This window comes from Virgibacillus salexigens, from assembly GCF_014905415.1.
GTDB lineage: Bacteria > Bacillota > Bacilli > Bacillales > Amphibacillaceae > Virgibacillus > Virgibacillus salexigens.
Window position 1 is genome coordinate 354852 of record NZ_BNEO01000002.1, and the last position, 23971, is coordinate 378822.

A 23971-nucleotide genomic window follows, 5' to 3' on the forward strand; every position below is an offset into this window, starting at 1 on the left:
TATGTATAGCATCATCTCTTCTTTTGTTCCTATGTTTATGATAAAATAAATGCGGTAAAAAGCCAAATTGTATTATTTAATATTAATAAAGTATATTGTAATAGTTTAATGAGAATCTTCGTAAGTAAAATTGAAGATGTTCTTTAAGATAAATAGGAGAATGTAATATGTATTTAAAAAGGCTGGAAAGTGTAGGCTTTAAATCTTTTGCTAAACGGATAAATGTTGATTTTGTACCTGGTGTTACGGCAGTAGTAGGACCAAATGGCAGCGGGAAAAGCAATATAACGGATGCCATTCGGTGGGTGCTTGGAGAACAGTCAGCAAAATCCTTACGAGGATCGAAAATGGAAGACATTATTTTTCAGGGCAGCGATACACGAAAAGCATTGAATGTAGCAGAAGTTACATTGGTACTCGATAATCACGATCAACAACTTCCATTGGATTATGAGGAAGTAAGTGTTACGAGGCGTGTTTTTCGATCTGGTGAAAGTGAATTCTTTATTAATAATCAGGCTTGTCGATTAAAGGATATTGTAGATTTATTTATGGACTCTGGGCTCGGGAGAGAAGCATTCTCGATTATTAGTCAAGGAAAAGTTGAAGAAATATTAAGTTCCAAAGCCGAGGAACGAAGAACGATATTCGAAGAAGCTGCTGGGGTATTAAAATACAAACAAAGAAAAAAGAAATCGGAATATAAATTAGCAGAAACACAAGAAAACCTGAATCGTGTAGAAGATATTATTCATGAAATTGAACAACAAATTGAACCATTAAAAGCGCAGGCAGACACAGCCAGTAAATATTTGCAATTAAAAGATCAGTTAAAAGAAAAAGAGATAGCTTATTTGCTAGCTGAAATAGAAGTACTACATAAACAATGGGAAACCAAACGAAATGAATTAGAACAAGCAAAACAAAAAGAACAACATATAAAAGCATCCATTGAACAAAAAGAAACAGCCCAAGAAGAACGACGACAAATGATCGAGCAAATAGATGAAGCGATTGAAAAATTACAAGCAGATTTGTTAGCAGCTACGCAAACATTAGAAAAATACGAGGGAAAAAAACAGCTTTTTCTTGAAAAGAACAAGCATTTTGAAGAAAATAAAACAAAATTAGAGGCACAGAAAGACGATACTTCAGTTCGAATTGGAAAATTACATGATGAAGTAATACAAGAAAAGAAGCATTTGGCTGAACTAGAACAGACGAAACAAGAAACAGCGGGTATAGTAAATCAATTAGATCAGAAACTCCAATTAGGTAAAGAAAACTTAGAAGAGAAAATAGAAGATTTAAAGTCGGAATACATTGAGTATCTAAATAAACAAGCAGTAAAACGGAATGAAAGACAATCGATCGAAGAGAGACTTCAACAACTGAATGGTAAAAAAGAAAAACAGGAAACGAAATTCGCTGATCTCGTTCAGGAAAGAGAAACACTTCAACAGCAATTGCAACAAATAAGCAAAGACTTACAAATACAAGAAGCCACTTCTTATGAAAAAGAAAACAAAGTAAAGGCATTAAAACAAACATTGGAAATGAAACGAAATGAGTTTCAAGATGCACAAACGAAATTATATCAAGGCTATCAATATGTAGAAAAAATAAAATCAAAAAGAGAAATGTTAGAAGAAATGAAAGAAGACTTTCAAGGGTTTTTCCATGGCGTTAAAGCTGTGTTAACGGCTCGAGAGAATGGTAAATTATCGGATATCTACGGAGCTGTCATTGAACTCATAGAGGTCCCCAAACCTTATATTACTGCAATTGAAACCGTGTTAGGCGGGCAAGCACAACATATCATCGTAAAAGATGATAAAGCTGCAAGAAAGTCAATCGGCTGGTTGAAACAAACCAATAGTGGTCGAGCAACGTTTCTTCCATTAAGTACGATTCAAGAACGATCTATACCAGAGAATACGGTCCGTAACATAGAGGAACATGCGGGTTATATTGGTATCGCTGCGCAATTAATCGATACGACTAACCACTATCAAAAAGCAATTAATCATTTAATGGGGCATGTGATTATTGCTCAATCATTAAAGGATGCAAATGAAATTGCCAACATGGTGATGAGACGTTTCCGTATTGTTACATTGGAAGGAGATGTGGTTAATCCTGGAGGTTCAATGTCTGGTGGGGCACAAAAAAAGACCAACCAGTCATTGTTTACTCGAGAGAAAGATTTACAGGAAATGACCGAGAAGCTAACAGAATTCCAAGAAAAAATCTTGCGTTTTGAACAAAATCTTCGTGAGCAAAAACAAGCTGTTCAAGAGGTAGAACGTCAATTAACACTTGCTGAGTCGTCACAACAATCGGAGCAGCAGCATTTACAGGAATTGCAATCCCAACATCGTGAATTGGAAATGAAAATACAGACGATGAATGAAAACTTACAATTGTATGATCAAGATAAGCAGCAATTTGATGAAGACACTGTACAAATGAACAAAAGGCAAACAGCTATCGATCAAGAACTACAACAACTAACTGTCAATGCAAAAAATCTAGAGCAGGAGATCGAAACCTTAACGAAGCAGCAAACAGAGGTTAAAGAAAATAAAGAAAAACTTCAGGAAGAGATGCATCGTAATCAAATTCTCCTTGCAGAGCAAGATGAGCGAGTGAAGAGCCAACGAAATAAAACAAGTACGGTTCAAAAACAACTGACAGAATTACAGAATCAATACGATGCTTTCCAAGAAGAAATACAGCAGTTACTAGGTTTCCAAGAATCAAATGAAACCGAAGAAGAAATTGATGAAACGATTACAGTGCAAATGGATAACAAAGCGCAAATCACCAATGAAATCCAGGAGCAAAAAACAAAACGAGCAGAGCAATCGCAACAATTACAAGATAAAGACCATGATTTAAAGCAAGACACAAAGCAGTACGAAATAATCAGGCAAGATATTCAACAGAAAGAAGTCCAGTCAAATCGAATGGATGTCGAACTAGAGAATCTTCTATCGCATTTGCAAAATGAATATACGATCAGCTATGATAAAGCGAAGCAATCCTATGAAAAAGCTAAAAATAAAGAGGAAGCTCAAGCTATAGTAAATCAACTAAAACAACAAATTGAAGGTTTAGGTACTGTTAATTTAGGTGCAATTGATGAATATGAGCGAATTGCTGAACGTTACAACTTTTTAACGGAACAGCAAACAGATCTAGTAGAGGCAAAGCAAACATTATATACCGTAATTGCTGAAATGGATGAAGAGATGATCAAACGATTTGGGGAGACGTTTACCAAGATAAAAGACGAGTTTGCAATTGTATTTCAGCAGCTTTTTGGTGGTGGACATGCGGAATTAAAATTAACCGATCCTCAAAACTTATTAGACACAGGAGTCGACATCGTTGCACAGCCACCAGGAAAGAAACTACAGCATTTAGGATTATTGTCTGGTGGAGAAAGGGCACTAACTGCAATAGCACTACTTTTCGCGATTTTACGCGTTCGTCCAGTTCCATTTTGTGTCTTAGATGAAGTAGAAGCTGCTTTGGACGAAGCTAATGTAGTTCGATTCGCTAAGTATATTAAGTTATTTAGTCAAAATACCCAGTTTATCGTAATAACTCATCGTAAAGGAACAATGGAAGAAGCGGATGTACTATATGGTGTAACGATGCAAGAATCCGGTGTATCAAGGCTTGTGTCTGTGCGCTTAGAAGATACGGAAGAATTAGTAAATGCTTAAGGAGGCGGTTTTATGGGATTCATGGACAAATTAAAGAATAAATTCCAAAAAAGTGAAGAAGAAGTAGAAGAAGTATCAGCCAAATATAAAGATGGAATGAAAAAGTCACGCCAAACGTTTTCTGGGAAGATTAATGATTTAATCGCCCGTTATCGTAAAGTGGATGAGGAGTTTTTCGAGGAATTAGAAGAAGTTTTGATCTCTGCTGATACGGGTGTTGCCACTGTAATGGATTTAATTGACGAATTAAAAATGGAAGTAAAGCGCCAAAATATAAAGGATTCTGAACAAATGAAGGAAGTAATTTCAGAGAAGTTGGTTGAGATTTACTATGGAGATGAAGATCCTAAAACGGAAAAGCTTCAATTACAAACAGGTCAATTATCCATTATTTTAGTTGTTGGTGTGAACGGTGCTGGAAAAACTACATCAATCGGAAAGCTAGCTCATCAATTAAAAAGCGAAGGGAAACAAGTTATACTTGCAGCTGGTGATACGTTTAGAGCAGGTGCGATAGAACAACTGGATATTTGGGGAGAACGAGCAGGCGTCGATGTCATTAAGCAAACTGCGGGGAGCGATCCTGCTGCGGTGATCTATGACGGAATTAAAGCTGCTAAGTCTCGGAAGGCAGATGTATTAATTTGTGATACAGCAGGTAGGTTACAGAACAAAGTAAATTTAATGAATGAATTAGCGAAAGTAAAACGAGTTATTGAACGTGAGGTTCCCCAGGCACCTCACGAAGTATTATTGGTTTTAGATGCAACCACTGGTCAGAATGCACTAAATCAAGCAAAAACTTTTGCTGAAGCTACAGATGTTTCTGGTATTGTATTAACGAAATTAGACGGCACAGCAAAAGGTGGCATTGTCTTAGCCATTCGCAATGAATTACAAATACCGGTTAAGTTTGTAGGACTTGGAGAAGGTATGGAAGATTTACAGGAATTTGATGCACATGCATTTGTGTATGGATTATTTGCGGACATGTTAGAAGAGGATGAATGAGTCATTGCTTGACACGTAAACGTATCGTTCGTTATTATAATTGTAAAGGTAAATCACTTAACAAGGGGTGTGGATTATGCTAGAAAAAACAACACGTATGAATTATCTTTTTGATTTTTACCAGGCATTACTAACACCCAAACAGCGCAATTACATGGAAATGTATTACTTGGAAGATTATTCTCTAGGTGAAATATCAGAAGTGTTTCATGTATCCAGACAAGCTGTCTATGATAATATAAGACGAACGGAACATATGTTGGAAACATATGAAGAAAAGCTTTTACTGTACGATAAGTTTCAGCAGCGTCTACAAGTTATGGAAAGCTTAGAAGAATTAGTAAGGGATAAAGATAATCAGATACAACACCTTATTGATAAATTAAAAGAATTAGATTAGGGGGACACCTTCTATGGCATTTGAAGGCTTGGCCGACCGTTTGCAAAGTACAATCAAAAAAATTACTGGTAAAGGAAAAGTTTCTGAGCAAGATGTTAAAGAAATGACAAGGGAAGTACGTCTTGCCTTACTTGAAGCCGACGTAAACTATAAAGTAGTAAAAGATTTAATTAAAAGAATTAAAGAAAGAGCTGTTGGTCAGGAAGTAATGGATAGCCTGACACCAGGTCAGCAAGTAATTAAGGTAGTAAAAGATGAATTAACCATATTAATGGGTGGAGAACAAAGTAAAATTGCCGTCGCTGATCGAGGTCCAACGGTTATAATGATGACTGGTCTGCAAGGTGCTGGTAAAACGACAACTTCAGGTAAATTAGCTAATCTACTTCGTAAAAAGCATAATCGTTCGCCATTACTTGTTGCTTGTGATGTGTACCGGCCGGCTGCGATTAAACAATTAGAGACACTTGGTCAACAGCTTGATATGCCCGTATTTTCTATGGGAACCGAAGCTGATCCGGTGGATATTGCGACAAAAGCGATTGAAAAAGCAAAGGAAGAACATCATGATTATGTCATCATTGATACAGCAGGACGTTTGCATGTTGACAATGAATTAATGGAAGAATTACAAGATATTAAAGCAAAGGTCAACCCTGAAGAGATTTATCTAGTTGTTGATTCTATGACAGGACAAGATGCAGTGAATGTTGCTGAAAGCTTTAATGAGCAGCTGGATATTACTGGAGTTGTCTTAACCAAATTAGATGGTGATACACGTGGTGGTGCTGCTCTTTCAATTAAAGCTGTTACCGACAAGCCAATCAAATTTGCTGGTATGGGAGAGAAGTTGGATGAATTAGAAGCATTCCATCCGGATCGCATGGCCTCGCGTATCCTAGGTATGGGAGACGTACTTTCGTTAATAGAAAAAGCACAGACCAATGTAGATGAAAAGCAGGCAAAAGAATTAGAAGAAAAAATGCGTACGATGTCATTTACTTTTGATGACTTTTTAGAACAAATGGGACAAGTAAAAAACATGGGACCTTTAGAGGATCTAATGTCTATGATCCCTGGTGCAAATAAAATGAAGGGTCTAAAAAATGCCCAAATTGATGAAAAGCAAATTACGCATGTAGAAGCTATTATTCAATCAATGACTAAAAAAGAGCGTCAAGATCCAAGCTTAATGAACGCAAGTAGAAAAAAACGAATTGCAAAGGGTTCCGGAACTTCTGTATCACAAGTTAATCGGTTGTTAAAGCAATTTGATGAGATGAAGAAAATGATGAAGCAAATGACAAACATGCAAAAAGGAAAAAAAGGAAAGGGAATGAAATTTCCGTTTATGTAAGACTGTATTCGTTTAGATTGATGAAAACTTTTCTTGATAGACGGCGTTATAACATTGTAATGCAAAAACACTTTACAGACTTTTAGTTTTCTGCTAAAATCTAAAAATGTGTTAAATATTTATTTTGGAGGTGCAAGTACATGGCTGTTAAAATTCGTTTAAAACGTATGGGATCTAAAAGAAATCCATTTTATCGTATTGTTGTAGCTGATTCACGTTCTCCTCGTGATGGACGTTCTATTGAACAAATCGGAACTTATAATCCTGTTGTAAATCCAGTTGAAGTTAAAATAGATGAAGATAAAGCACTTGACTGGATGACAAAAGGTGCAAAACCTAGTGACACAGTTCGTAATCTATTCTCTAAAGAAGGCATCATGAAGAAATTCCACGAGCAAAAAAATCAAGTTGCAAAGTAGTGTGATATCATGAGAGCCCTTATTGAATCTATTATTACGTCACTTGTAGATCACCCTGAAGACATTAAAATTACAGAAACGGAAGAAAATGCTAAAATGGTTTATCATCTCTCCGTTCACCCTGATGATGTTGGTAAGGTGATTGGAAAAAATGGACGAATTGCTAAAGCAATCCGTACGGTTGTCTATGCAGCAAAAACAGATAGCAATAAGCGTGTTTATTTAGATATTATGTAAAGGGAAAGGGGGAAATCCTTTCCCTTTTTACACATTACCTGCAAATATATTGATGTTTTGTGAGAGCGAGGAATAATTGTGAAGATAATCAAAAAAGTCCTAATCAAGCAAATAATCACAGAGAAAAGTAAAGAGAAATTAAAAGCTAATTTTCATGATCATAAAATGCGACTTGAACAAGAGTGTCAACAGCTTCTGTTCGAACAAAGAAAATTACAAAATAAAGCAGGAATATCAAAACCAGAGGTTAATGAACGATTTCAGCAAGAAATTAATAATCGTAAGGAAAAGATTAAGCTTGCTGATTTTAAAATGGAACAGTTGGACATGTTAGAATTGGGAAGCGAAATTACGGAAAAAGAAGTTGAAGCTCTTGTTGAGGTCTCTGAAGGTTCGCATTGGGAAGAAGTAATGGGAGAACGTGCTATCGTTATTAAAGATGGTATTGTCATTCGAATTGATGAATAGCAGGTGAGAATAATGACAGATAAAATGTTTACAGTAGGAAAAATAATTAATACACACGGAATTAAAGGGGAAGTCAAAGTACTGCGTATAACAGATTTCGAGGAACGATTTGAAATTGGAAATACCCTTTATATTATAAGAGCTAATGATGATCCTCTTACAGTGACCATTACTGGTCATCGCATGCATAAAGGATACGATCTTCTTCAATTTAAGGAGTTTACAGATATAAATGATGTTGTTGGATTTAAGGGATTAGAGTTAAAGATTACTGAGAAACAGTTAACCGAGCTAGGTGAGACTGAATTTTATTATCACCAAATAATTGGATGTAAGGTATATACCCAAGAAGATAAAGAAATTGGGACGATTAAAGAAATCCTTTCCCCAGGCGCTAATGATGTATGGGTGGTAGGAAGGCATTCACGAAAAGATGTATACATTCCATACATTACAGATGTCGTGAAAGAAGTTGATGTTCAATCCCAAAAAGTAATGATTGAACCAATGGAAGGACTGTTGGATTGATGCATATTGACGTATTGACATTATTTCCCGAAATGTTTAATGGTGTGTTACAATCCTCCATTTTAAAAAAAGCACAAGATAAAGGCAAATTCACTTACCAATTAGTTAATTTTCGAGATTATACAGTAAATAAGCATCATAAAGTGGATGATTATCCCTACGGTGGCGGAGCTGGGATGGTTTTAACCCCACAGCCGGTATTTGATGCGGTTGATGCAATTATGAAAGGCAAAGAATCAAAACCAAGGGTTGTACTAATGTGTCCACAAGGTGAAACCTTCAATCAAAAGAAAGCGGAAGAATTGGCCAATGAAGAGCACCTAGTGTTTATTTGTGGTCATTATGAAGGATATGATGAGAGAATTCGAGAATATCTTGTTACAGATGAAATTTCAATTGGAGACTACGTCTTGACCGGCGGAGAATTAGGTGCGATGGTCGTAATGGATAGTGTCGTTCGGTTACTTCCTCAAGTATTAGGAAATGATACCTCAGCTCCTCAGGATTCATATTCAACCGGACTGTTGGAGCATCCCCATTATACAAGACCAGCAGATTTTCGAGGGATGAAAGTTCCGGAAGTTCTGTTATCAGGGAACCATGCTAAAATCGAAGAATGGCGGAAAAACCAGTCATTACAACGGACATATCAACGCCGAAATGATTTATTACATGATTATCCTTTAACAGAAAAAGAAAAACAACTTCTAAACGAATGGAATACAAATAAGTAGTTGAAGTCTATTATTTCATATGGTATATTAAATGTTGTGCTTAAAGTTTCGTCTTTAGGTACTATAAACGATGTTCCGCTGTCCCTTAGGAGATAAGAGCATTGGTTTGGAAGGAGTGAAGCAGAATGCAAAAAATTATTGAAAACATTACGAAGGATCAATTACGTACAGACCACCCTGATTTCCGCCCAGGAGATACAGTAAAAGTACACGTTAAAGTTGTAGAAGGTAGTCGTGAACGTATTCAGGTATTCGAAGGTGTCGTTATTAAACGTCAAAACGGTGGAATTAGTGAAACATTTACTGTAAGAAAGCTTTCTTATGGTGTAGGTGTAGAACGTACATTCCCAATGCATTCACCTCGTATTGATAAGATAGAAGTATCTCGTCGTGGTATTGTTCGTCGTGCGAAACTATACTACCTACGAAATCTTCGTGGTAAAGCAGCTCGTATTAAAGAACGTCGCTAGTCGGAAAACGCATGTATACGAGTAAGGTAAATTCTTTTAGAAAGGAGCTTGGCAAATGTGCACAAGCTCCTTTTTTGCACATGAATTTAATGGCAATAGTCTCATACACTAAATAAGTAGTATAAGTAATTATTTTGCCAACAAAGTTGGAGGGGGAAATATGCCAAAACGGAAAAAAGAAAGTAAGAATGAATGGTTGGACTGGTTAAAGGCTCTATTGATAGCTTTTGGTATAGCGTTTATTGTTCGCATGTTTTTCTTTGCCCCTATTGTCGTTGACGGACCATCCATGTTGCCAACTTTACATAATGGTGATCAATTAATTGTAAATAAATTTACGTATCATTTACATAAACCAGAACGTTTTGATGTGGTTGTTTTTCATGCGTCATCCAAAAAAGATTTTATTAAACGTGTGATCGGTCTGCCTGGAGAACATGTTGAAGTGAAAGATAATGTATTGTACATTAATGGAGAAGAGGTAAAAGAACCATTCTTAAAGTCCAATGAAGGCAAGTCTCAGCCTTTTCAAATTCATACCGAAGATTTTACATTGGAAAATCTTCCAGGTGGATATCAAGAAATTCCAGCAGACCATGTTTTGGTATTAGGTGATAATCGTGGGAATTCAACAGATAGTCGAGTGATTGGCGTAATTCCAATGGATCAAATTGTTGGTAAGACTAGCTTACTGTACTGGCCGTTAGATAGAATGCAAATGATGGGAAAGTAGGTTAAATAATGACCATACAATGGTTTCCCGGGCATATGGCAAAAGCTCGGAGAGAAGTAGAAGAAAAATTAAAGCTTGTTGATTTTGTGATGGAGTTAGTTGATGCAAGGGTGCCTTTATCATCACAAAATCCAATGTTGCAACAAGTATTACAAAATAAACCAAAAATGATTGTTATGATGAAAAAGGATTTAGCAGATCCAGATATTACAAATCAGTGGATAAATTATTTTTCAGAAAAACAAATTCCTGCTATCGCAATTAATGTTAATGATAAAACCGATATAAAGCAGGTTATCCAGCTAGCAAAGGCACAGGCCCAAGCAAAAATGGATAAATTACGTAATAAAGGAATACAACCACGGGCAGCTCGTGCCATGATTGTTGGTATACCAAATGTCGGTAAATCGACATTGATTAATCGATTAGCAAATAAAAAAATTGCTAAAACGGGGGATAAACCAGGTGTCACGAAGCAACAAATTTGGATTAAAGTAAAAAACGACTTTGAATTACTTGATACGCCTGGAATACTGTGGCCAAAATTCGAAGAGGAAATTGTTGGGTATCGACTTGCGGCGATAGGGACAATTAAAGATCAATTATTATCATTGCAGGATATTGTGGCTTATGTAATTACCTATTTGCAGAAGCATTATCCTGAAAATCTGGAAAACCGCTATGTCATTAATCGAAACATGGAAGATATGTGGGAAATATTTGTCCATATCGGCAAACAAAGAGGCGCTTTAGGGAGTGGTGGTAACGTAGATTTTGCAAAAGTTTCCGATATCGTAATGAGAGACTTACGGACTGGAAAACTAGGTAGAATTTCTTTGGAAACACCTGCAGAAGTATAATACCGTTCATAAACCATAAGGCATGCATCTATTGATGGATGTCTTGTTTCATGTAACGGGTAGTTTTTTGAAATTATAGTCCTTAACATTTATTGCTATATCACCGATACTAAATAGAGAGATGGTGTGATGATGAATAAACATTCAATAACTGTATTAAAACAATTATTTGAAGCTGGAGAATTAAGTGAAGAATTAATTGCTAACTTGCGTTCCGATGAACGAAAAGGTGTTCAACAATTAATAGCGAGTTATGAAAAGAAACAGCAAAAAAACAAGGAATTGCAGGAGAAATTTTTACAAATGTCAAGTTATGAACAAAATTGTTTTGCAAAAGGAATGGAATATATTGCTGGAGTTGATGAAGCTGGCAGAGGTCCTTTAGCTGGGCCAGTAGTTGCTGCTTCAGTGATATTACCTGCGAATTTTGAACTGCTTGGTCTTAATGATTCAAAGCAGTTAACGGAATCCGCTCGAAATCGGTTTTACCAAACAATTAAAGAAAATGCGATAAGTTACGGTATATCTATTGTAAATAGTGAAACAATCGATCAAGTGAATATATATGAAGCTGCAAAGCTAGCAATGAGGGATGCAATTAAGCAACTGCGTCCATCCCCAGAGCATGTATTAATTGATGCTGTTGAGTTGGACAAGCTTTCATGCCCATTTGAATCCATCATTAAAGGAGATGCAAAAAGTATTTCCATTGCAGCTGCAAGTATCCTAGCAAAAGTAACCCGAGATCATTATATGAAAGCATTACATAGTGAATACCCCATGTATGATTTTGCTTCTAATATGGGGTATGGTACCAAACAACATATGGAAAATATAAAGAAATACGGGGTTTGTCCTTATCACAGGCGTTCATTTGCACCAGTTAAACATGTTGTCTCTTAATCGTAAAGGAGGAAGGGCTCTGTGCATGTATCTAGCCTTCATCGTCAATTTATATCCAATCCCGCTTTGTTGACGAAGCCTTTAAAACCAGGGCAAATTGTGCAAGGGAAAATTACTACCATATATCCAGATAATCAAGCACAGATTCAACTAGGTAATCAGCGCATCATTGCTCAATTACAAGCCTCCCTAAAGCTTGGCGGCAATTATCATTTTCAAGTCCAAAGCATGGATGAAATTTTGGTGTTAAAGGTTTTAGGAGAACATAATAATTCACAATCAAAACGAAGTTTTCCATTGTTAGATCAAGTAGGATTGAAAGCATCTAAGTATGCTGTATTGCTGATGGAGCAATTAATACGGGACCATATCCCTTTTGACAAAAACCAATTAAAGCAAGCATTTGAGTTATTGTCAAAACGCAAAGATAAAGGACAGGCAATCCTAACACTCAAAGAGATGATACGATTTCAGTTTCCAATTACTTCAGCAGTGTTCGAGGCTTTGCATGCGAAGCGAACGATTTCATTGACGCGACAGATGCAAGGGCTATTGGACTTTATCCAAAAACAAGAAGAACAGCACGCTCCGTTGCTAGAAAAACAATTGATGCAATTGCTCCGACCTTCTGCTAATACAAATCTTGTTGTACAACAGTTTTTAAGTCGAGCTTTAGCAAAGCAACCAAACTTACATGTATTGTTACAGCATATAGGATTTACAAACAATGAGCGTTTGAATAGGAGTAATTTAATTTCTAACTTATATGGATTAATTATAGATAAAGGTTTAAACATAGATAAAGCAGCATCCATTCTAAATAACTGGGAAAAGCAACTTATACTTTCTAAGAATAATCCATCTGTTTTCACCAAAGGAGAATGGCAACAATTCAAGCAACAAGTTATGGAGTCATTTCCACAACTGCAAAACATCAACTCTACAGGTGATATTGCTGAAGGGCGGCTTTTAGATACTTTAAAGTTGTTGCAAAAGCAAGATGTATATTCAGAATTAAAAGATGTCTTGCTACTGATTCAAAGACCAAATCATTTGCCATTTCCAAAGGAACAATTCTTATCTTTATTAAACCAGTACTTACATGTATCTGGGATGGATTATGAACATGGCTTAGTTAATAATAAGCTGCAAGAAGCAAGCATCAAAGGAAACTTGCTATCCCTGTTGCGTAACAGCGAAGGTATATTTCATGAGCGTATACAGCAAATACTCCATGGAATAAATGGCATACAAGTACAATCCGTAATGGAGTTAGAAAGTAGTTTCTTGCAATCCCATTTAATCGTTCCCGGAAGTAAATTAGGGTTCAAAAATGATATAGAACTAAACATAGAGGGGAGAAAAACGAAACAGGGTAAGATTGACCCTGATCATTGTCGAATACTATTTGTTCTCGATCTCATGCAGATGAAGGAAACGATGATTGAAATGCATATTCAAAATCGACATATTGCAATCACGGTATTTAATAATCATAAAAAACTGCATGAACTTTCAAAATCTCTCCAACCGTTATTAAAAACCGGATTACAACAGATGAAGTATACGCTAACTTCTATTTCATTTAAACCTATTGAAAATGCCGAAGACAACAAGCAATCATTAGATAGGCAGGTTTACCATACTCAAGGAGTGGATTACAAAGTATGACTGGCAAATATAGCAAGGCAGCAGCTCTTCGATACGATGAAACGAAACAAGCAGCTCCAGTTGTTTCAGCAGTGGGTAAAGGGTGGGTAGCAGACGACATCATAGAAAAGGCAAAAGAATATAATGTCCCTGTATTAGAAGATGCTACGTTAGTAGAATTAGTAGCACAGCTGAATATTAATGAATCAATTCCTGAGGAATTATACGAGGCCGTAGCAGAAGTATTTGCCTTTATTTATCGAATGGATCAACAGCTAGAGCAGTAAATACTAATAGGAGGTACAATATTCGACATAACATTGACAATAAATTTCGGTAATTCTTGTGAAATTTATTGTTTTTTTATACAATGGAAATGCAGTGAAATTTGATGGGAGGATTAAGGATGAACATTCATGAGTATCAAGGCAAAGATATTTTGCGAAAATATGGTGTTAATGTTCCTAATGGATATGTTGCATATACGGTTGACGAAGCTGTAGAAGCTGCAAAAAAATTAGGAAGTGACGTCACAGTAGTAAAAGCACAAATTCATGCTGGTGGACGTGGTAAAGCCGGTGGGGTAAAAATCGCAAAAAATTTAAATGATGTGCGTACATATGCAAATGAAATACTAGGTAAAACATTGGTAACACATCAAACTGGACCAGAAGGAAAAGAAGTGAAACGCCTTTTAATTGAAGAAGGCTGCGATATTAAAAAGGAATACTATGTTGGGGTTGTACTTGATCGCGCAACTTCTCGTGTTGTTATGATGGCATCAGAAGAAGGCGGAACAGAAATTGAAGAAGTTGCAGCAGCAACTCCAGAGAAAATATTCAAAGAAGTAATTGACCCAGTTGTTGGATTATCAGGCTATCAAGCTCGTAGACTTGCATTCAATATTAATATTCCAGATGAATTAATTGGTAAAGCTGTCAAGTTTATGACAAGCTTATACAATGCTTTTGTTGATAAAGATTGTTCAATTGCAGAGATCAATCCATTAGTGACAACAGGAGATGGAGAAGTACTAGCTCTAGACTCGAAATTAAATTTTGATGATAACGCTTTATTCCGTCAAAAGGATGTGGTTGATTTACGTGATCTAGACGAAGAAGATGAAAAAGAAATCGAAGCTTCCAAATATGATTTAAGTTATATTCCGCTAGATGGAAACATCGGCTGCATGGTAAATGGAGCTGGTTTAGCTATGTCTACCATGGATATTATTAAACATTATGGTGGCGATCCAGCAAACTTCCTAGATGTTGGTGGCGGTGCAACAGCAGAAAAAGTAACGGCAGCATTTAAAATCATTCTTTCAGATGCCCATGTCAAAGGAATTTTTGTGAATATTTTTGGTGGTATTATGAAATGTGATGTTATTGCTGAAGGTGTCGTAGAAGCTACGAAACAAGTTGGACTTGAAATTCCATTAGTCGTACGTCTTGAAGGTACGAATGTTTCAAAAGGGAAGCAAATTCTTGAGGAGTCTGGATTAAATATTACATCAGCGAATTCAATGGCTGATGGAGCAGAAAAAATTGTCTCCATGGTGAAGTAATAAATAGAATACGATTGACGTTATTATCAGATCTTGCGGAAAGGACGGACGAAGATGAGTGTATATATTAATAAAGATACAAAAGTAATTGTCCAAGGGATTACTGGTGGTACTGCAAAATTTCACACCAAACAAATGCTTGATTATGGCACGAAAATTGTTGGTGGTGTTACTCCAAAAAAAGGTGGTACTGAGGTAGAAGGTGTCCCTGTATTTAATACTGTACAGGATGCAATTGACGAAACTGGTGCTACAGCTTCGGTTATATATGTACCAGCCCCATTTGCTGCGGATGCTATCTTAGAAGCTGTGGATGCAGAACTTGATTTAGTAATTTGTATTACTGAGCATATTCCCGTAATGGACATGGTAAAAGTGAAACGTTATATGGAAGGGAAAAAGACACGTTTAGTTGGACCGAATTGCCCAGGAGTAATTACTGCTGATGAAAGTAAAATTGGTATCATGCCAGGCTATATTCATAAAAAAGGTCATATAGGTGTTGTTTCTCGTTCAGGAACATTAACTTATGAAGCTGTTCATCAGCTATCTGAGGAAGGATACGGACAGTCTACTGCCGTTGGTATTGGTGGGGACCCAGTAAATGGTACGAACTTTATTGATGTACTAGATGCGTTCAACCAAGACCCAGAAACATATGCTGTAATTATGATCGGTGAAATTGGTGGAACAGCGGAAGAAGAAGCTGCTGAATGGGTAAAAGCAAATATGAAAAAACCAGTTGTCGGATTTATCGGTGGTGCTACTGCTCCTCCAGGAAAACGTATGGGTCATGCTGGTGCCATTATTTCAGGTGGAAAAGGTACTGCTGACGAAAAGATTCGTATCATGACAGAATGTGGCATTAAAGTAGCAGAAACGCCTTCTGTAATGGGCGAAACGATGATTAAAGCTCTTGAAGAAAATGGCATTAAAGAAAAGTGTAAAACACATTAAGAAAACATTAGGGAACTCAATCAAGGTTGGGTTCCCTCTATACTATTGGAAAAGGAAGTGTCAAATTGAATGATCAACAAATTCGACTTCTTCATCTGAGCAGATGTCGAGGTGTCTCGCGAGCGTGGTTACGCAAATGGTGGGATGATCTCTGTTTAACAGAGTTATATCACCTAACACCTCAACAAATTTGCCATGATTTTCAAATGCCTTTAAAGAACGCTATTGTGCTTCAAAATGATCTACATCACTATCCCCTCTTACGTCAAATTGAAAAAGATATAGCCAATTATCAGGTAATTACAATACTTGACGATAATTATCCCCCTATGTTAAAAGCTATTAAAGATGCACCACTTGTGTTATACGCATCCGGAAATCTCTCATTAATAAATCAGCTTCCGTTATTAAGTGTAATCGGTACGAGACTGCCATCAGGTGAAGCAATGAAGAAGGTAATTAAAATATTACATCCCTTACTGCTACAAGAATGGGTGATTGTCAGTGGAATGGCCAAAGGAATAGACAGTTATGCACATGAGGTTACTTTGAATAAAAATGGGTATACAATAGCTGTATTAGGTGGTGGATTTCATCATATTTACCCAAAGGAGAACACAAGTTTATTTCAACAAATTAGTAATCGTGGATTAGTTCTTTCTGAATACGCCCCTGAATCCCCTCCTGCAAAATACCATTTTCCTGAAAGAAATCGAATCATAAGTGGCTTGAGTTTTGGCACATTAGTGATTGAAGCTAAAGAAAAGAGTGGGACATTGATTACGGTTGAGCAGGCATTAGATCAAGGAAGAGAAGTTTTTGCCGTCCCAGGTTCTCCATTAAGCTTACAATCCACAGGCTGTCACAAAATGATTCAAGATGGTGCGAAACTAGTAACGAAAGCACAAGATATTTATGAAGAATGGGAAACGATGAAACATGCATACGTATAACCGTAATGATGATGAAAGGATAAAAAATAAAATATATTCTAATGAACCCTTAAAATCCTTTGACAACAATGGATTTAGAAAAGGAAAATCTTTACAAATTTGCGTTACTTTTATATGTGTATGTTTGACAAATGTACTGTATATATTTAATATTAGTGAAGATTTCTAAATTTTTTCGATTGAATGGGTTTGCATATAAAATAGTTATATTGTAGAAACAATCCAGTAATAAATGAAATAAGATTATACTATCACCTTATAGTTCTATGTGATAGTTCATGGTTTTCTATTGATAACCTCATTTTGGGAGGAAATGTTATGTCAGATTATCTAGTAATCGTCGAATCACCTGCAAAAGCAAAGACGATTGAACGTTATTTAGGAAAAAAATATAAAGTGAAAGCTTCAATGGGACATGTCCGTGACTTACCAAAAAGTCAAACGGGCATTGATACAGAAAATGGTTATGCTCCTAAGTATATTACGATACGTGGTAAAGGCGATGTTGTAAAAGAATTAAAATCAGCAGCAAAGAAAGCAAAAAAAGTATACCTTGCAGCCGACCCTGATAGAGAAGGTGAAGCGATTGCGTGGCATCTTGCTCATATTTTGAATATTGATGGGGAATCTGAATGCCGTGTAGTATTTAATGAGATTACCAAGGATGCTATCAAGAATTCGTTTAAACATCCACGTTCGATTGACATGGACCTTGTCGATGCGCAACAAGCCAGAAGAATCTTGGATCGTTTAGTCGGATATAATATTAGTCCTTTACTATGGAAGAAAATAAAAAAAGGGCTTAGTGCTGGAAGGGTTCAATCTGTAGCAGTAAAACTAATCATTGATAGAGAGAAAGAGATAGAGAACTTTAAACCAGAAGAGTATTGGTCCATTGAAGGACAATTTCAAAAAGACAAAGATGCTTTTGAAGGATCTTTTTACGGCGTAGATGGGAAAAAGAAAGAATTGAAAACAGAAGCGGATGTTCAAGAAATACTTCAATTAATAAAAGGGAAGACATTCTCTGTTAATAAAGTGAACAAGAAGGAACGTCGGCGTAATCCAGCGCAGCCTTTTACTACTTCATCCTTGCAACAAGAAGCAGCTAGAAAGTTAAATTTTAAAGCGAAAAAAACGATGATGGTTGCGCAACAATTATATGAAGGAATAGATTTGGGCAAAAAAGCAGGAGGAATTAATGGTTTAATTACGTACATGCGTACGGATTCAACACGTGTATCTGATGCAGCAAAAGATGAAGCAAAAACATATATTAATGAACAATATGGAAAGGAATTCCTTGGTGTAAATAAGAAACAGAAAAAATCAGAGGGGGCGCAAGACGCGCATGAAGCAGTTCGTCCCACTTCGGTTGCCAGAGATCCAAAATCGCTAAAAGCTAGTTTATCCAGAGATCAGTTTCGTCTTTATAAGTTAATTTGGGAACGTTTCTTAGCAAGTCAAATGGCACCAGCAATCATGGATACAATGACCGTGCACTTATTAAATAATCATGTTGAATTTAGAGCAACTGGGTCAAAAGTAAAATTCAAAGGGTTTATGAAAGTTTATATAGAAGGTACGGATGATAAGAAAAAAGAAGAGAATAAATTTCTCCCTGCTTTATCTGAAGGGATGGAAGTGGAAGCGAAGGAAATTAAGCCGAATCAACATTTCACACAGCCTCCTCCAAGATATACCGAAGCTAGACTTGTACGAACAATGGAAGAATTAAGCATTGGTAGACCGTCTACGTATGCACCTACTTTAGATACAATACAACGACGAGGTTATGTAAGTATTGATAATAAACGGTTTAGCCCAACAGAACTTGGTACCATCGTCACAGAAGTGATGGAAGAATTTTTTCCAAAGATCATCGATGTCGATTTCACTGCAAAAATGGAAGGTGATTTAGATGCTGTTGAAGAAGGGAAAACCGAATGGTTCATCATTATTGATCAATTTTATAAAGAATTTGAGAAACGATTAAAAAAAGCAGAAGAGGAAATGGAAAAAATAGAGATAAAAGATGAACCGGCAGGAATTGAATGTGAAAATTGCGGCCATGAAATGGTATATAAGATGGGACGATACGGGAAATTCCTTGCCTGTTCTAATTTTCCTGAATGCAGAAACACCAAGCCGATTCTCAAAGAAATTGGTGTAAAATGTCCGAAGTGTAAAGAAGGAAATGTAGTAGAAAGGAAATCAAAGAAACGCCGCGTATTCTACGGTTGCGATCGATTTCCAGAATGTGATTTTATATCATGGGATAAACCAATAGCTCGTCCTTGTCCAAAATGTGACTCCATGCTTGTAGAGAAAAAAGCTAAAAAAGGTACACAGATTCAATGCACAAATTGTGAGTATAAAGAAGAAGCTCAAACTTAACTGCTCGTACTACACGAGCAGTTTTCTTTTTGCAAAAATATACACATTCATTTCAAAAGTTTGAGTTTAATTAAAAAAGGATACATAGCTAATAAGGGAGGCGCTAAACATGGCGGATAAAAAACATTATTTTATAACTGTAGATACCCAAGATATTCGAGAGTTCTCCGTGCCTGGAAGTGGTGTAGAATATGAAATCATTGCAGATACAAGTGATATTGAAGAAATGAAAAAGTTATTTATGAATAAGGATAAATACGCTGTTAATGCTGTTGAGTATTTAGCGAAGCCTTTTGATGAATGGGGAGCAGATGACGAACGTGATGGGTATAGTGAATATTTAGTGAAAATTTATCAAGAATTATACCGTTTAGGGACAATTGAAACGAAAGCAAAAATAGATGAGTTAGGCATTTTAAAGTAGCAAAATAGAGGGAGTAGACGGATTCGGTAAGGTGTAGAAAATTTCTTTTTTTCAATATAGATGTAAATTGTTGACTTACTATCTCGAAACAGATATAATTACGCATTGGTAAGGATAATTACTTGACAGTAAGAAAATGGAAGTATGTCAAAATAAATTCATCAAGCATGTTAGTAAATAGCTTGGGGTGACATCAATTCAGAATTTTGTTACAATTTAGTTAAGTTTATTGCTTATCACTATTTTCTATGTTATGATTTATTCGCTGCTTAACGGGGTGAAATTTTGAATAATTACATGAATTATTGGCAATCCTTTAAGGAGTATTTGCAAATAGAAAAAAATGCTTCGCCTTATACTGTTAAATATTATCTGAATGATCTGGAAATATTTTTCGATTTCCTGAATTCAGAAGGTATAGCTGATTTAAAAGATGTAGACCAAAGGGTTGTTCGTTTATTCCTTAATCTATTGTATGACAGGAGGTTAAGTAGAAGATCCGTTTCAAGAAAAATATCAACGCTTCGTACTTTCTTTAAATATCTAGAAAGGGAAAACCTAAGCGCAGGTAACCCATTTGTGCATATTCATTTACCGAAGACAGATACGGCAATACCGGGTTTCCTATATAAAGAAGAGTTGAAGAAATTATTTGAAGTCAGTGATCTTACTAAACCACTAGGTCAACGCGACCAAGCAATTTTAGAGCTTCTGTATGCTACAGGAATGCGAGTAAGCGAATGTCAACAGTTAACCATAGGCAACATTGATTTTTTTATAGGCACCGTATTTGTTAAAGGTAAAGGCAGAAAGGAACGCTATATTCCTTATGGTAAGTTTGCCGAAATTGCCCTGGAAACATACATACAGGATGGTAGAAAAGCGTTACTGTCGAAATCAAACCAAGCAACGAATGCTGTCTTCCTGAATCATCGTGGTACGCCTATTACTACTAGAGGTATTCGCAATTTGTTGAATAAAATGGTAGAAAAGGCGGCTCTTACTGTGCATGTACATCCGCATAAATTACGCCATACATTTGCCACACATCTCTTGAATGAGGGAGCCGATCTCCGAAGCGTTCAGGAATTACTAGGTCATGAAAATTTGTCTACTACACAAATCTATACCCACGTAACAAAGGATCATTTGCGCAGCGTATATATGAAAAGTCACCCAAGAGCAAATGATTAATTTATGGAGCGAAAGAGGTGAGAGGTGTGACCAATGAAATGCATGCCACCACAATTTTTGCCATAAGGCATAACGATCAATGTGCAATGAGTGGTGACGGTCAAGTAACGTTAGGAAATGCAGTTGTTATGAAACATAAAGCTAAAAAAGTCCGTACTTTATATAAAGGGCAGGTGCTAGCAGGCTTTGCCGGTTCTGTAGCAGATGCATTTACGTTATTTGAAAAATTCGAAGGTAAATTAGAGGCATTTAATGGAAACCTTCCTCGAGCAGCGGTTGAACTTGCAAAGGAATGGCGAAGTGATAAAGTATTAAGAAAACTAGAAGCAATGCTCATTGTAATGAACAAAGACAATATGTTTTTAGTTTCAGGTACAGGAGAAGTAATTGAACCGGATGACGGGATATTAGCGATTGGGTCTGGTGGGAATTATGCACTTAGTGCTGGTAGAGCGCTAGCTAGATATTCTAGTCAAATGACAGCAAAAGAGATAGCTCAATCAGCATTAGAAATTGCGGGAGAAATCTGTGTGTATACGAATGATCATATCACACTTGAGGTGCTTGAATAAAAGGAGGCCTTTTGGCATATGGGTATTGATTACACACCGAAGCAAATTGTTGGACAGTTAGATAAGTATATTATTGGACAGAACAGCGCGAAGCGTTCCGTAGCTGTAGCTTTACGAAATAGATATCGAAGAATGCAGTTAGAAGAGTCTTTAAAAGATGAAATTGTTCCCAAGAATATCTTAATGATTGGTCCGACGGGTGTTGGTAAAACAGAAATAGCAAGAAGGTTGGCGAAACTAGTTGGAGCCCCTTTTGTTAAGGTGGAAGCTACCAAATTTACCGAAGTAGGTTATGTTGGTCGCGATGTTGAATCAATGGTAAGAGATTTAGTAGAAATGGCTTTGCGTATGGTAAAAGAAGAAAAAATGAAAGAAGTTATGGGCAAAGCTGAAAAAGAAGCGAACAAGAAATTAGTTAAACTGTTGGTCCCACAAGCGAAAAAAGACAATAATGCAAGAAATCCTTTTGAAATGTTATTTCCATCACAGTCTAATGATGAAAGTGATGAAGAAAACGAACCTAAAGAAGAAGAAATTCGTAATAAGCGGCAGCGAACCGAACACCAATTAGCATTAGGGGAGCTGGAGGATCATATCGTAACCATTGAAATCGAAGAACAAAGTCCTTCGATGTTCGATATGCTTCAAGGCTCAGGAATGGAACAAATGGGCATGAATATGCAGGATGCATTTAGTCAGTTTATGCCAAAGAAGAAAAAGAAAAGAAAATTACCAGTATCAGAAGCCAGGAAGGTTTTAACACAACAAGAAGCTAGTAAGCTTGTTGATATGGAAGAAGCTGCACAGGAAGCCATTCAGCGTGCAGAGCAGTCAGGTATATTATTTATTGATGAAATAGATAAAGTTGCTGGCAAACAAGAAAACAGTGCAAATGTTTCTCGCGAAGGTGTGCAGCGTGATATCCTTCCTATCATTGAAGGTTCAACAGTTGTAACCAAGCATGGTGCTGTGAAAACAGACCATATGTTATTTATAGCAGCTGGGGCTTTTCACATGTCTAAGCCCTCTGATTTGATTCCTGAGCTTCAAGGAAGATTTCCAATACGGGTAGAACTTGACAAACTTTCAACCGAAGATTTCAAGCGCATTCTGAAGGAACCTTCAAATGCATTAATTAAACAATATAAAGCTTTATTGAAAACGGAAGGTATAAATGTTACGTTTACAGACGATGCTGTAGATAGATTAGCCGAAATTGCTTATGAAGTAAACCAAGAAATGGATAACATTGGTGCAAGAAGGCTTCATACAATTTTAGAAAAACTATTGGAAGATCTATCATTTGAAGCACCTGAAGTAAATATGGATACAATTGACATAACTCCAGCTTATGTTGACGAAAAATTAAGTACTATCGCTAAAAATAAAGATTTAAGCCAATATATATTATAATTACAAAGATCGAATGGAGGATCCTTATGGAACTATTAAATCGTGCAAGAAAAATTAATGCTATGTTGCAAAAATCTACCGGAAAGTCAGTTGATTTTAATGACATGTCTGCTTCGCTAAGGGAAGTAATTAAGGGGAATGTTTATATTCTTAGCAGACGCGGTAAACTATTAGGGTTTGCAATTAATCAAGAGATCGAAAATGAGCGAATGAAATCAATGCTAGAAGACCGTCAGTTCCCTCAAGAATATACAGAAGGATTATACAATATTCATGAGACGACAGCGAACCTTGATATTGACAGTCCTCAAACTGTATTCCCTGTAGAAAACCGTGAGTTATTTAAATCTGGTTTAACGACGATTGTTCCAATAATCGGTGGCGGGGAAAGATTAGGCACACTAGTGCTTGGACGTCTCACAGAAAGTTTCAGTGAAGATGATTTACTACTAGCAGAATATGGTGCAACGGTAGTTGGTATGGAAATTCTTCATGAAAAGACGGAAGAAATTGAAATGGAAGCTAGAAGCAAAGCTGTTGTACAAATGGCAATTAGCTCCTTGTCATACAGTGAACTAGAAGCAATTGACCATATTTTTGAAGAATTGAATGGCAATGAAGGATTACTAGTGGCAAGTAAAATCGCTGATCGTGTTGGTATCACAAGATCAGTTATCGTAAATGCATTAAGAAAACTGGAAAGCGCAGGAGTAATTGAGTCTCGTTCTTTAGGTATGAAAGGTACGTACATTAAAGTACTTAACAACAATTTCCTAGTAGAATTAGAAAAATTACGTTCAAGATAAGTTGTAAAATTACATTTAATTTTAGCCAGAGCATAGAATGCTCTGGCTTTTTTGTCGTTCATAATTTTAGTGTCGAATTTATGAATATTTCAGGACTTTTTATATAAGGGATTTCTGTTACATATGAACTAGCAAACAAAAAGAAAATCAATTTTTCTTTCGTTTTTAACATAAAAACGGCAAT

General features: G+C 36.4%; 24 protein-coding genes. All 24 read left to right on the top strand.

What is annotated here, in order from left to right:
• Nucleotides 1–167 precede the first annotated feature (167 nt).
• The 24 genes from smc (at nt 168) to codY (ending at nt 23787) form a co-directional block, all read left to right on the top strand.
• Complete coding sequence (gene smc, locus JKP73_RS09325; protein WP_200411141.1) at nt 168–3734, top strand: chromosome segregation protein SMC; 3567 nt, start codon at nt 168–170, stop codon at nt 3732–3734.
• Between the two features lie 12 nt (nt 3735–3746).
• Complete coding sequence (gene ftsY / locus JKP73_RS09330; RefSeq protein WP_021291606.1) at nt 3747–4745, top strand: signal recognition particle-docking protein FtsY; 999 nt, start codon at nt 3747–3749, stop codon at nt 4743–4745.
• 76 nt (nt 4746–4821) lie between these two features.
• A complete protein-coding gene (locus tag JKP73_RS09335) occupies nt 4822–5145 on the top strand; it encodes a putative DNA-binding protein (RefSeq protein WP_021291605.1) in 324 nt (107 codons plus the stop codon).
• Nucleotides 5146–5158: 13 nt separating this feature from the next.
• On the top strand, nt 5159–6502 hold the full coding sequence (gene ffh, locus JKP73_RS09340; RefSeq protein WP_021291604.1) for a signal recognition particle protein: 1344 nt from the start codon (nt 5159–5161) through the stop codon (nt 6500–6502).
• A 140-nt stretch (nt 6503–6642) separates the two neighbouring features.
• The gene (rpsP, locus tag JKP73_RS09345) at nt 6643–6921 is read left to right on the top strand and encodes a 30S ribosomal protein S16 (RefSeq protein ID WP_021291603.1); all 279 of its coding nucleotides are present in this window, start codon (nt 6643–6645) and stop codon (nt 6919–6921) included.
• Nucleotides 6922–6930: 9 nt separating this feature from the next.
• A complete protein-coding gene (locus tag JKP73_RS09350) occupies nt 6931–7158 on the top strand; it encodes a KH domain-containing protein (protein ID WP_021291602.1) in 228 nt (75 codons plus the stop codon).
• A 78-nt stretch (nt 7159–7236) separates the two neighbouring features.
• The gene (locus tag JKP73_RS09355) at nt 7237–7626 is read left to right on the top strand and encodes a YlqD family protein (protein WP_021291601.1); all 390 of its coding nucleotides are present in this window, start codon (nt 7237–7239) and stop codon (nt 7624–7626) included.
• Nucleotides 7627–7638: 12 nt separating this feature from the next.
• Nucleotides 7639–8154, top strand: coding sequence for a ribosome maturation factor RimM (rimM, locus tag JKP73_RS09360; RefSeq protein WP_200411142.1), 516 nt, complete (start codon nt 7639–7641; stop codon nt 8152–8154).
• Nucleotides 8154–8888 carry a tRNA (guanosine(37)-N1)-methyltransferase TrmD gene (gene trmD / locus JKP73_RS09365; protein ID WP_200411143.1) on the top strand — a complete coding sequence of 245 codons (735 nt, stop codon included), beginning with the start codon at nt 8154–8156 and terminating at the stop codon, nt 8886–8888. The genes rimM and trmD overlap by 1 nt, the downstream gene beginning before the upstream one ends.
• 125 nt (nt 8889–9013) lie before the next feature.
• Nucleotides 9014–9358, top strand: a complete 345-nt coding sequence (rplS, locus tag JKP73_RS09370; RefSeq protein WP_021291598.1) for a 50S ribosomal protein L19 — start codon at nt 9014–9016, stop codon at nt 9356–9358.
• Between the two features lie 160 nt (nt 9359–9518).
• Complete coding sequence (gene lepB, locus JKP73_RS09375) at nt 9519–10091, top strand: signal peptidase I (RefSeq protein ID WP_200411144.1); 573 nt, start codon at nt 9519–9521, stop codon at nt 10089–10091.
• A gap of 8 nt (nt 10092–10099) precedes the next feature.
• Nucleotides 10100–10951: a ribosome biogenesis GTPase YlqF gene (gene ylqF, locus JKP73_RS09380; RefSeq protein ID WP_038244388.1), complete on the top strand. Its 852-nt coding sequence runs from the start codon at nt 10100–10102 to the stop codon at nt 10949–10951.
• A 132-nt stretch (nt 10952–11083) separates the two neighbouring features.
• Nucleotides 11084–11854, top strand: a complete 771-nt coding sequence (gene rnhB, locus JKP73_RS09385) for a ribonuclease HII (RefSeq protein WP_200411441.1) — start codon at nt 11084–11086, stop codon at nt 11852–11854.
• 21 nt (nt 11855–11875) lie between these two features.
• Nucleotides 11876–13525, top strand: coding sequence for a TP0910 N-terminal domain-containing protein (locus JKP73_RS09390; protein ID WP_200411145.1), 1650 nt, complete (start codon nt 11876–11878; stop codon nt 13523–13525).
• Complete coding sequence (locus tag JKP73_RS09395; RefSeq protein WP_021291593.1) at nt 13522–13791, top strand: EscU/YscU/HrcU family type III secretion system export apparatus switch protein; 270 nt, start codon at nt 13522–13524, stop codon at nt 13789–13791. Before JKP73_RS09390 ends, JKP73_RS09395 begins: the two co-directional genes overlap by 4 nt.
• Nucleotides 13792–13910: 119 nt before the next feature.
• Nucleotides 13911–15071 carry an ADP-forming succinate--CoA ligase subunit beta gene (gene sucC, locus JKP73_RS09400; RefSeq protein ID WP_200411146.1) on the top strand — a complete coding sequence of 387 codons (1161 nt, stop codon included), beginning with the start codon at nt 13911–13913 and terminating at the stop codon, nt 15069–15071.
• A 54-nt stretch (nt 15072–15125) separates the two neighbouring features.
• Nucleotides 15126–16028: a succinate--CoA ligase subunit alpha gene (gene sucD / locus JKP73_RS09405; RefSeq protein ID WP_021291591.1), complete on the top strand. Its 903-nt coding sequence runs from the start codon at nt 15126–15128 to the stop codon at nt 16026–16028.
• 65 nt (nt 16029–16093) lie between these two features.
• Nucleotides 16094–16981, top strand: a complete 888-nt coding sequence (gene dprA, locus JKP73_RS09410; protein WP_038244334.1) for a DNA-processing protein DprA — start codon at nt 16094–16096, stop codon at nt 16979–16981.
• 318 nt (nt 16982–17299) lie between these two features.
• Nucleotides 17300–19378: a type I DNA topoisomerase gene (topA, locus tag JKP73_RS09415; protein WP_021291589.1), complete on the top strand. Its 2079-nt coding sequence runs from the start codon at nt 17300–17302 to the stop codon at nt 19376–19378.
• Nucleotides 19379–19487: 109 nt separating this feature from the next.
• Nucleotides 19488–19802, top strand: coding sequence for a hypothetical protein (locus tag JKP73_RS09420; protein ID WP_021291588.1), 315 nt, complete (start codon nt 19488–19490; stop codon nt 19800–19802).
• Nucleotides 19803–20099: 297 nt separating this feature from the next.
• Complete coding sequence (gene xerC, locus JKP73_RS09425; RefSeq protein WP_200411442.1) at nt 20100–20996, top strand: tyrosine recombinase XerC; 897 nt, start codon at nt 20100–20102, stop codon at nt 20994–20996.
• 26 nt (nt 20997–21022) lie between these two features.
• Nucleotides 21023–21568: an ATP-dependent protease subunit HslV gene (hslV, locus tag JKP73_RS09430; RefSeq protein WP_308436493.1), complete on the top strand. Its 546-nt coding sequence runs from the start codon at nt 21023–21025 to the stop codon at nt 21566–21568.
• A gap of 18 nt (nt 21569–21586) precedes the next feature.
• A complete protein-coding gene (hslU, locus tag JKP73_RS09435; RefSeq protein ID WP_021291585.1) occupies nt 21587–22981 on the top strand; it encodes an ATP-dependent protease ATPase subunit HslU in 1395 nt (464 codons plus the stop codon).
• Between the two features lie 26 nt (nt 22982–23007).
• On the top strand, nt 23008–23787 hold the full coding sequence (gene codY, locus JKP73_RS09440; RefSeq protein ID WP_021291584.1) for a GTP-sensing pleiotropic transcriptional regulator CodY: 780 nt from the start codon (nt 23008–23010) through the stop codon (nt 23785–23787).
• Nucleotides 23788–23971: the final 184 nt, after the last annotated feature.

Bases quoted from the DNA above. Each gene is read 5' to 3' on its own strand.
- JKP73_RS09420 (WP_021291588.1), top strand. From the start codon at position 19,488: ATGGCGGATAAAAAACATTATTTTATAACTGTAGATACCCAAGATATT.
- sucD (WP_021291591.1), top strand. From the start codon at position 15,126: ATGAGTGTATATATTAATAAAGATACAAAAGTAATTGTCCAAGGGATT.
- JKP73_RS09395 (WP_021291593.1), top strand. From the start codon at position 13,522: ATGACTGGCAAATATAGCAAGGCAGCAGCTCTTCGATACGATGAAACG.
- rimM (WP_200411142.1), top strand. From the start codon at position 7,639: ATGACAGATAAAATGTTTACAGTAGGAAAAATAATTAATACACACGGA.
- trmD (WP_200411143.1), top strand. From the start codon at position 8,154: ATGCATATTGACGTATTGACATTATTTCCCGAAATGTTTAATGGTGTG.
- xerC (WP_200411442.1), top strand. From the start codon at position 20,100: ATGAATTATTGGCAATCCTTTAAGGAGTATTTGCAAATAGAAAAAAAT.
- codY (WP_021291584.1), top strand. From the start codon at position 23,008: ATGGAACTATTAAATCGTGCAAGAAAAATTAATGCTATGTTGCAAAAA.
- ffh (WP_021291604.1), top strand. From the start codon at position 5,159: ATGGCATTTGAAGGCTTGGCCGACCGTTTGCAAAGTACAATCAAAAAA.
- rplS (WP_021291598.1), top strand. From the start codon at position 9,014: ATGCAAAAAATTATTGAAAACATTACGAAGGATCAATTACGTACAGAC.
- sucC (WP_200411146.1), top strand. From the start codon at position 13,911: ATGAACATTCATGAGTATCAAGGCAAAGATATTTTGCGAAAATATGGT.
- topA (WP_021291589.1), top strand. From the start codon at position 17,300: ATGTCAGATTATCTAGTAATCGTCGAATCACCTGCAAAAGCAAAGACG.
- smc (WP_200411141.1), top strand. From the start codon at position 168: ATGTATTTAAAAAGGCTGGAAAGTGTAGGCTTTAAATCTTTTGCTAAA.
- JKP73_RS09350 (WP_021291602.1), top strand. From the start codon at position 6,931: ATGAGAGCCCTTATTGAATCTATTATTACGTCACTTGTAGATCACCCT.
- hslU (WP_021291585.1), top strand. From the start codon at position 21,587: ATGGGTATTGATTACACACCGAAGCAAATTGTTGGACAGTTAGATAAG.
- JKP73_RS09335 (WP_021291605.1), top strand. From the start codon at position 4,822: ATGCTAGAAAAAACAACACGTATGAATTATCTTTTTGATTTTTACCAG.
- rpsP (WP_021291603.1), top strand. From the start codon at position 6,643: ATGGCTGTTAAAATTCGTTTAAAACGTATGGGATCTAAAAGAAATCCA.
- lepB (WP_200411144.1), top strand. From the start codon at position 9,519: ATGCCAAAACGGAAAAAAGAAAGTAAGAATGAATGGTTGGACTGGTTA.
- ftsY (WP_021291606.1), top strand. From the start codon at position 3,747: ATGGGATTCATGGACAAATTAAAGAATAAATTCCAAAAAAGTGAAGAA.
- rnhB (WP_200411441.1), top strand. From the start codon at position 11,084: ATGAATAAACATTCAATAACTGTATTAAAACAATTATTTGAAGCTGGA.
- ylqF (WP_038244388.1), top strand. From the start codon at position 10,100: ATGACCATACAATGGTTTCCCGGGCATATGGCAAAAGCTCGGAGAGAA.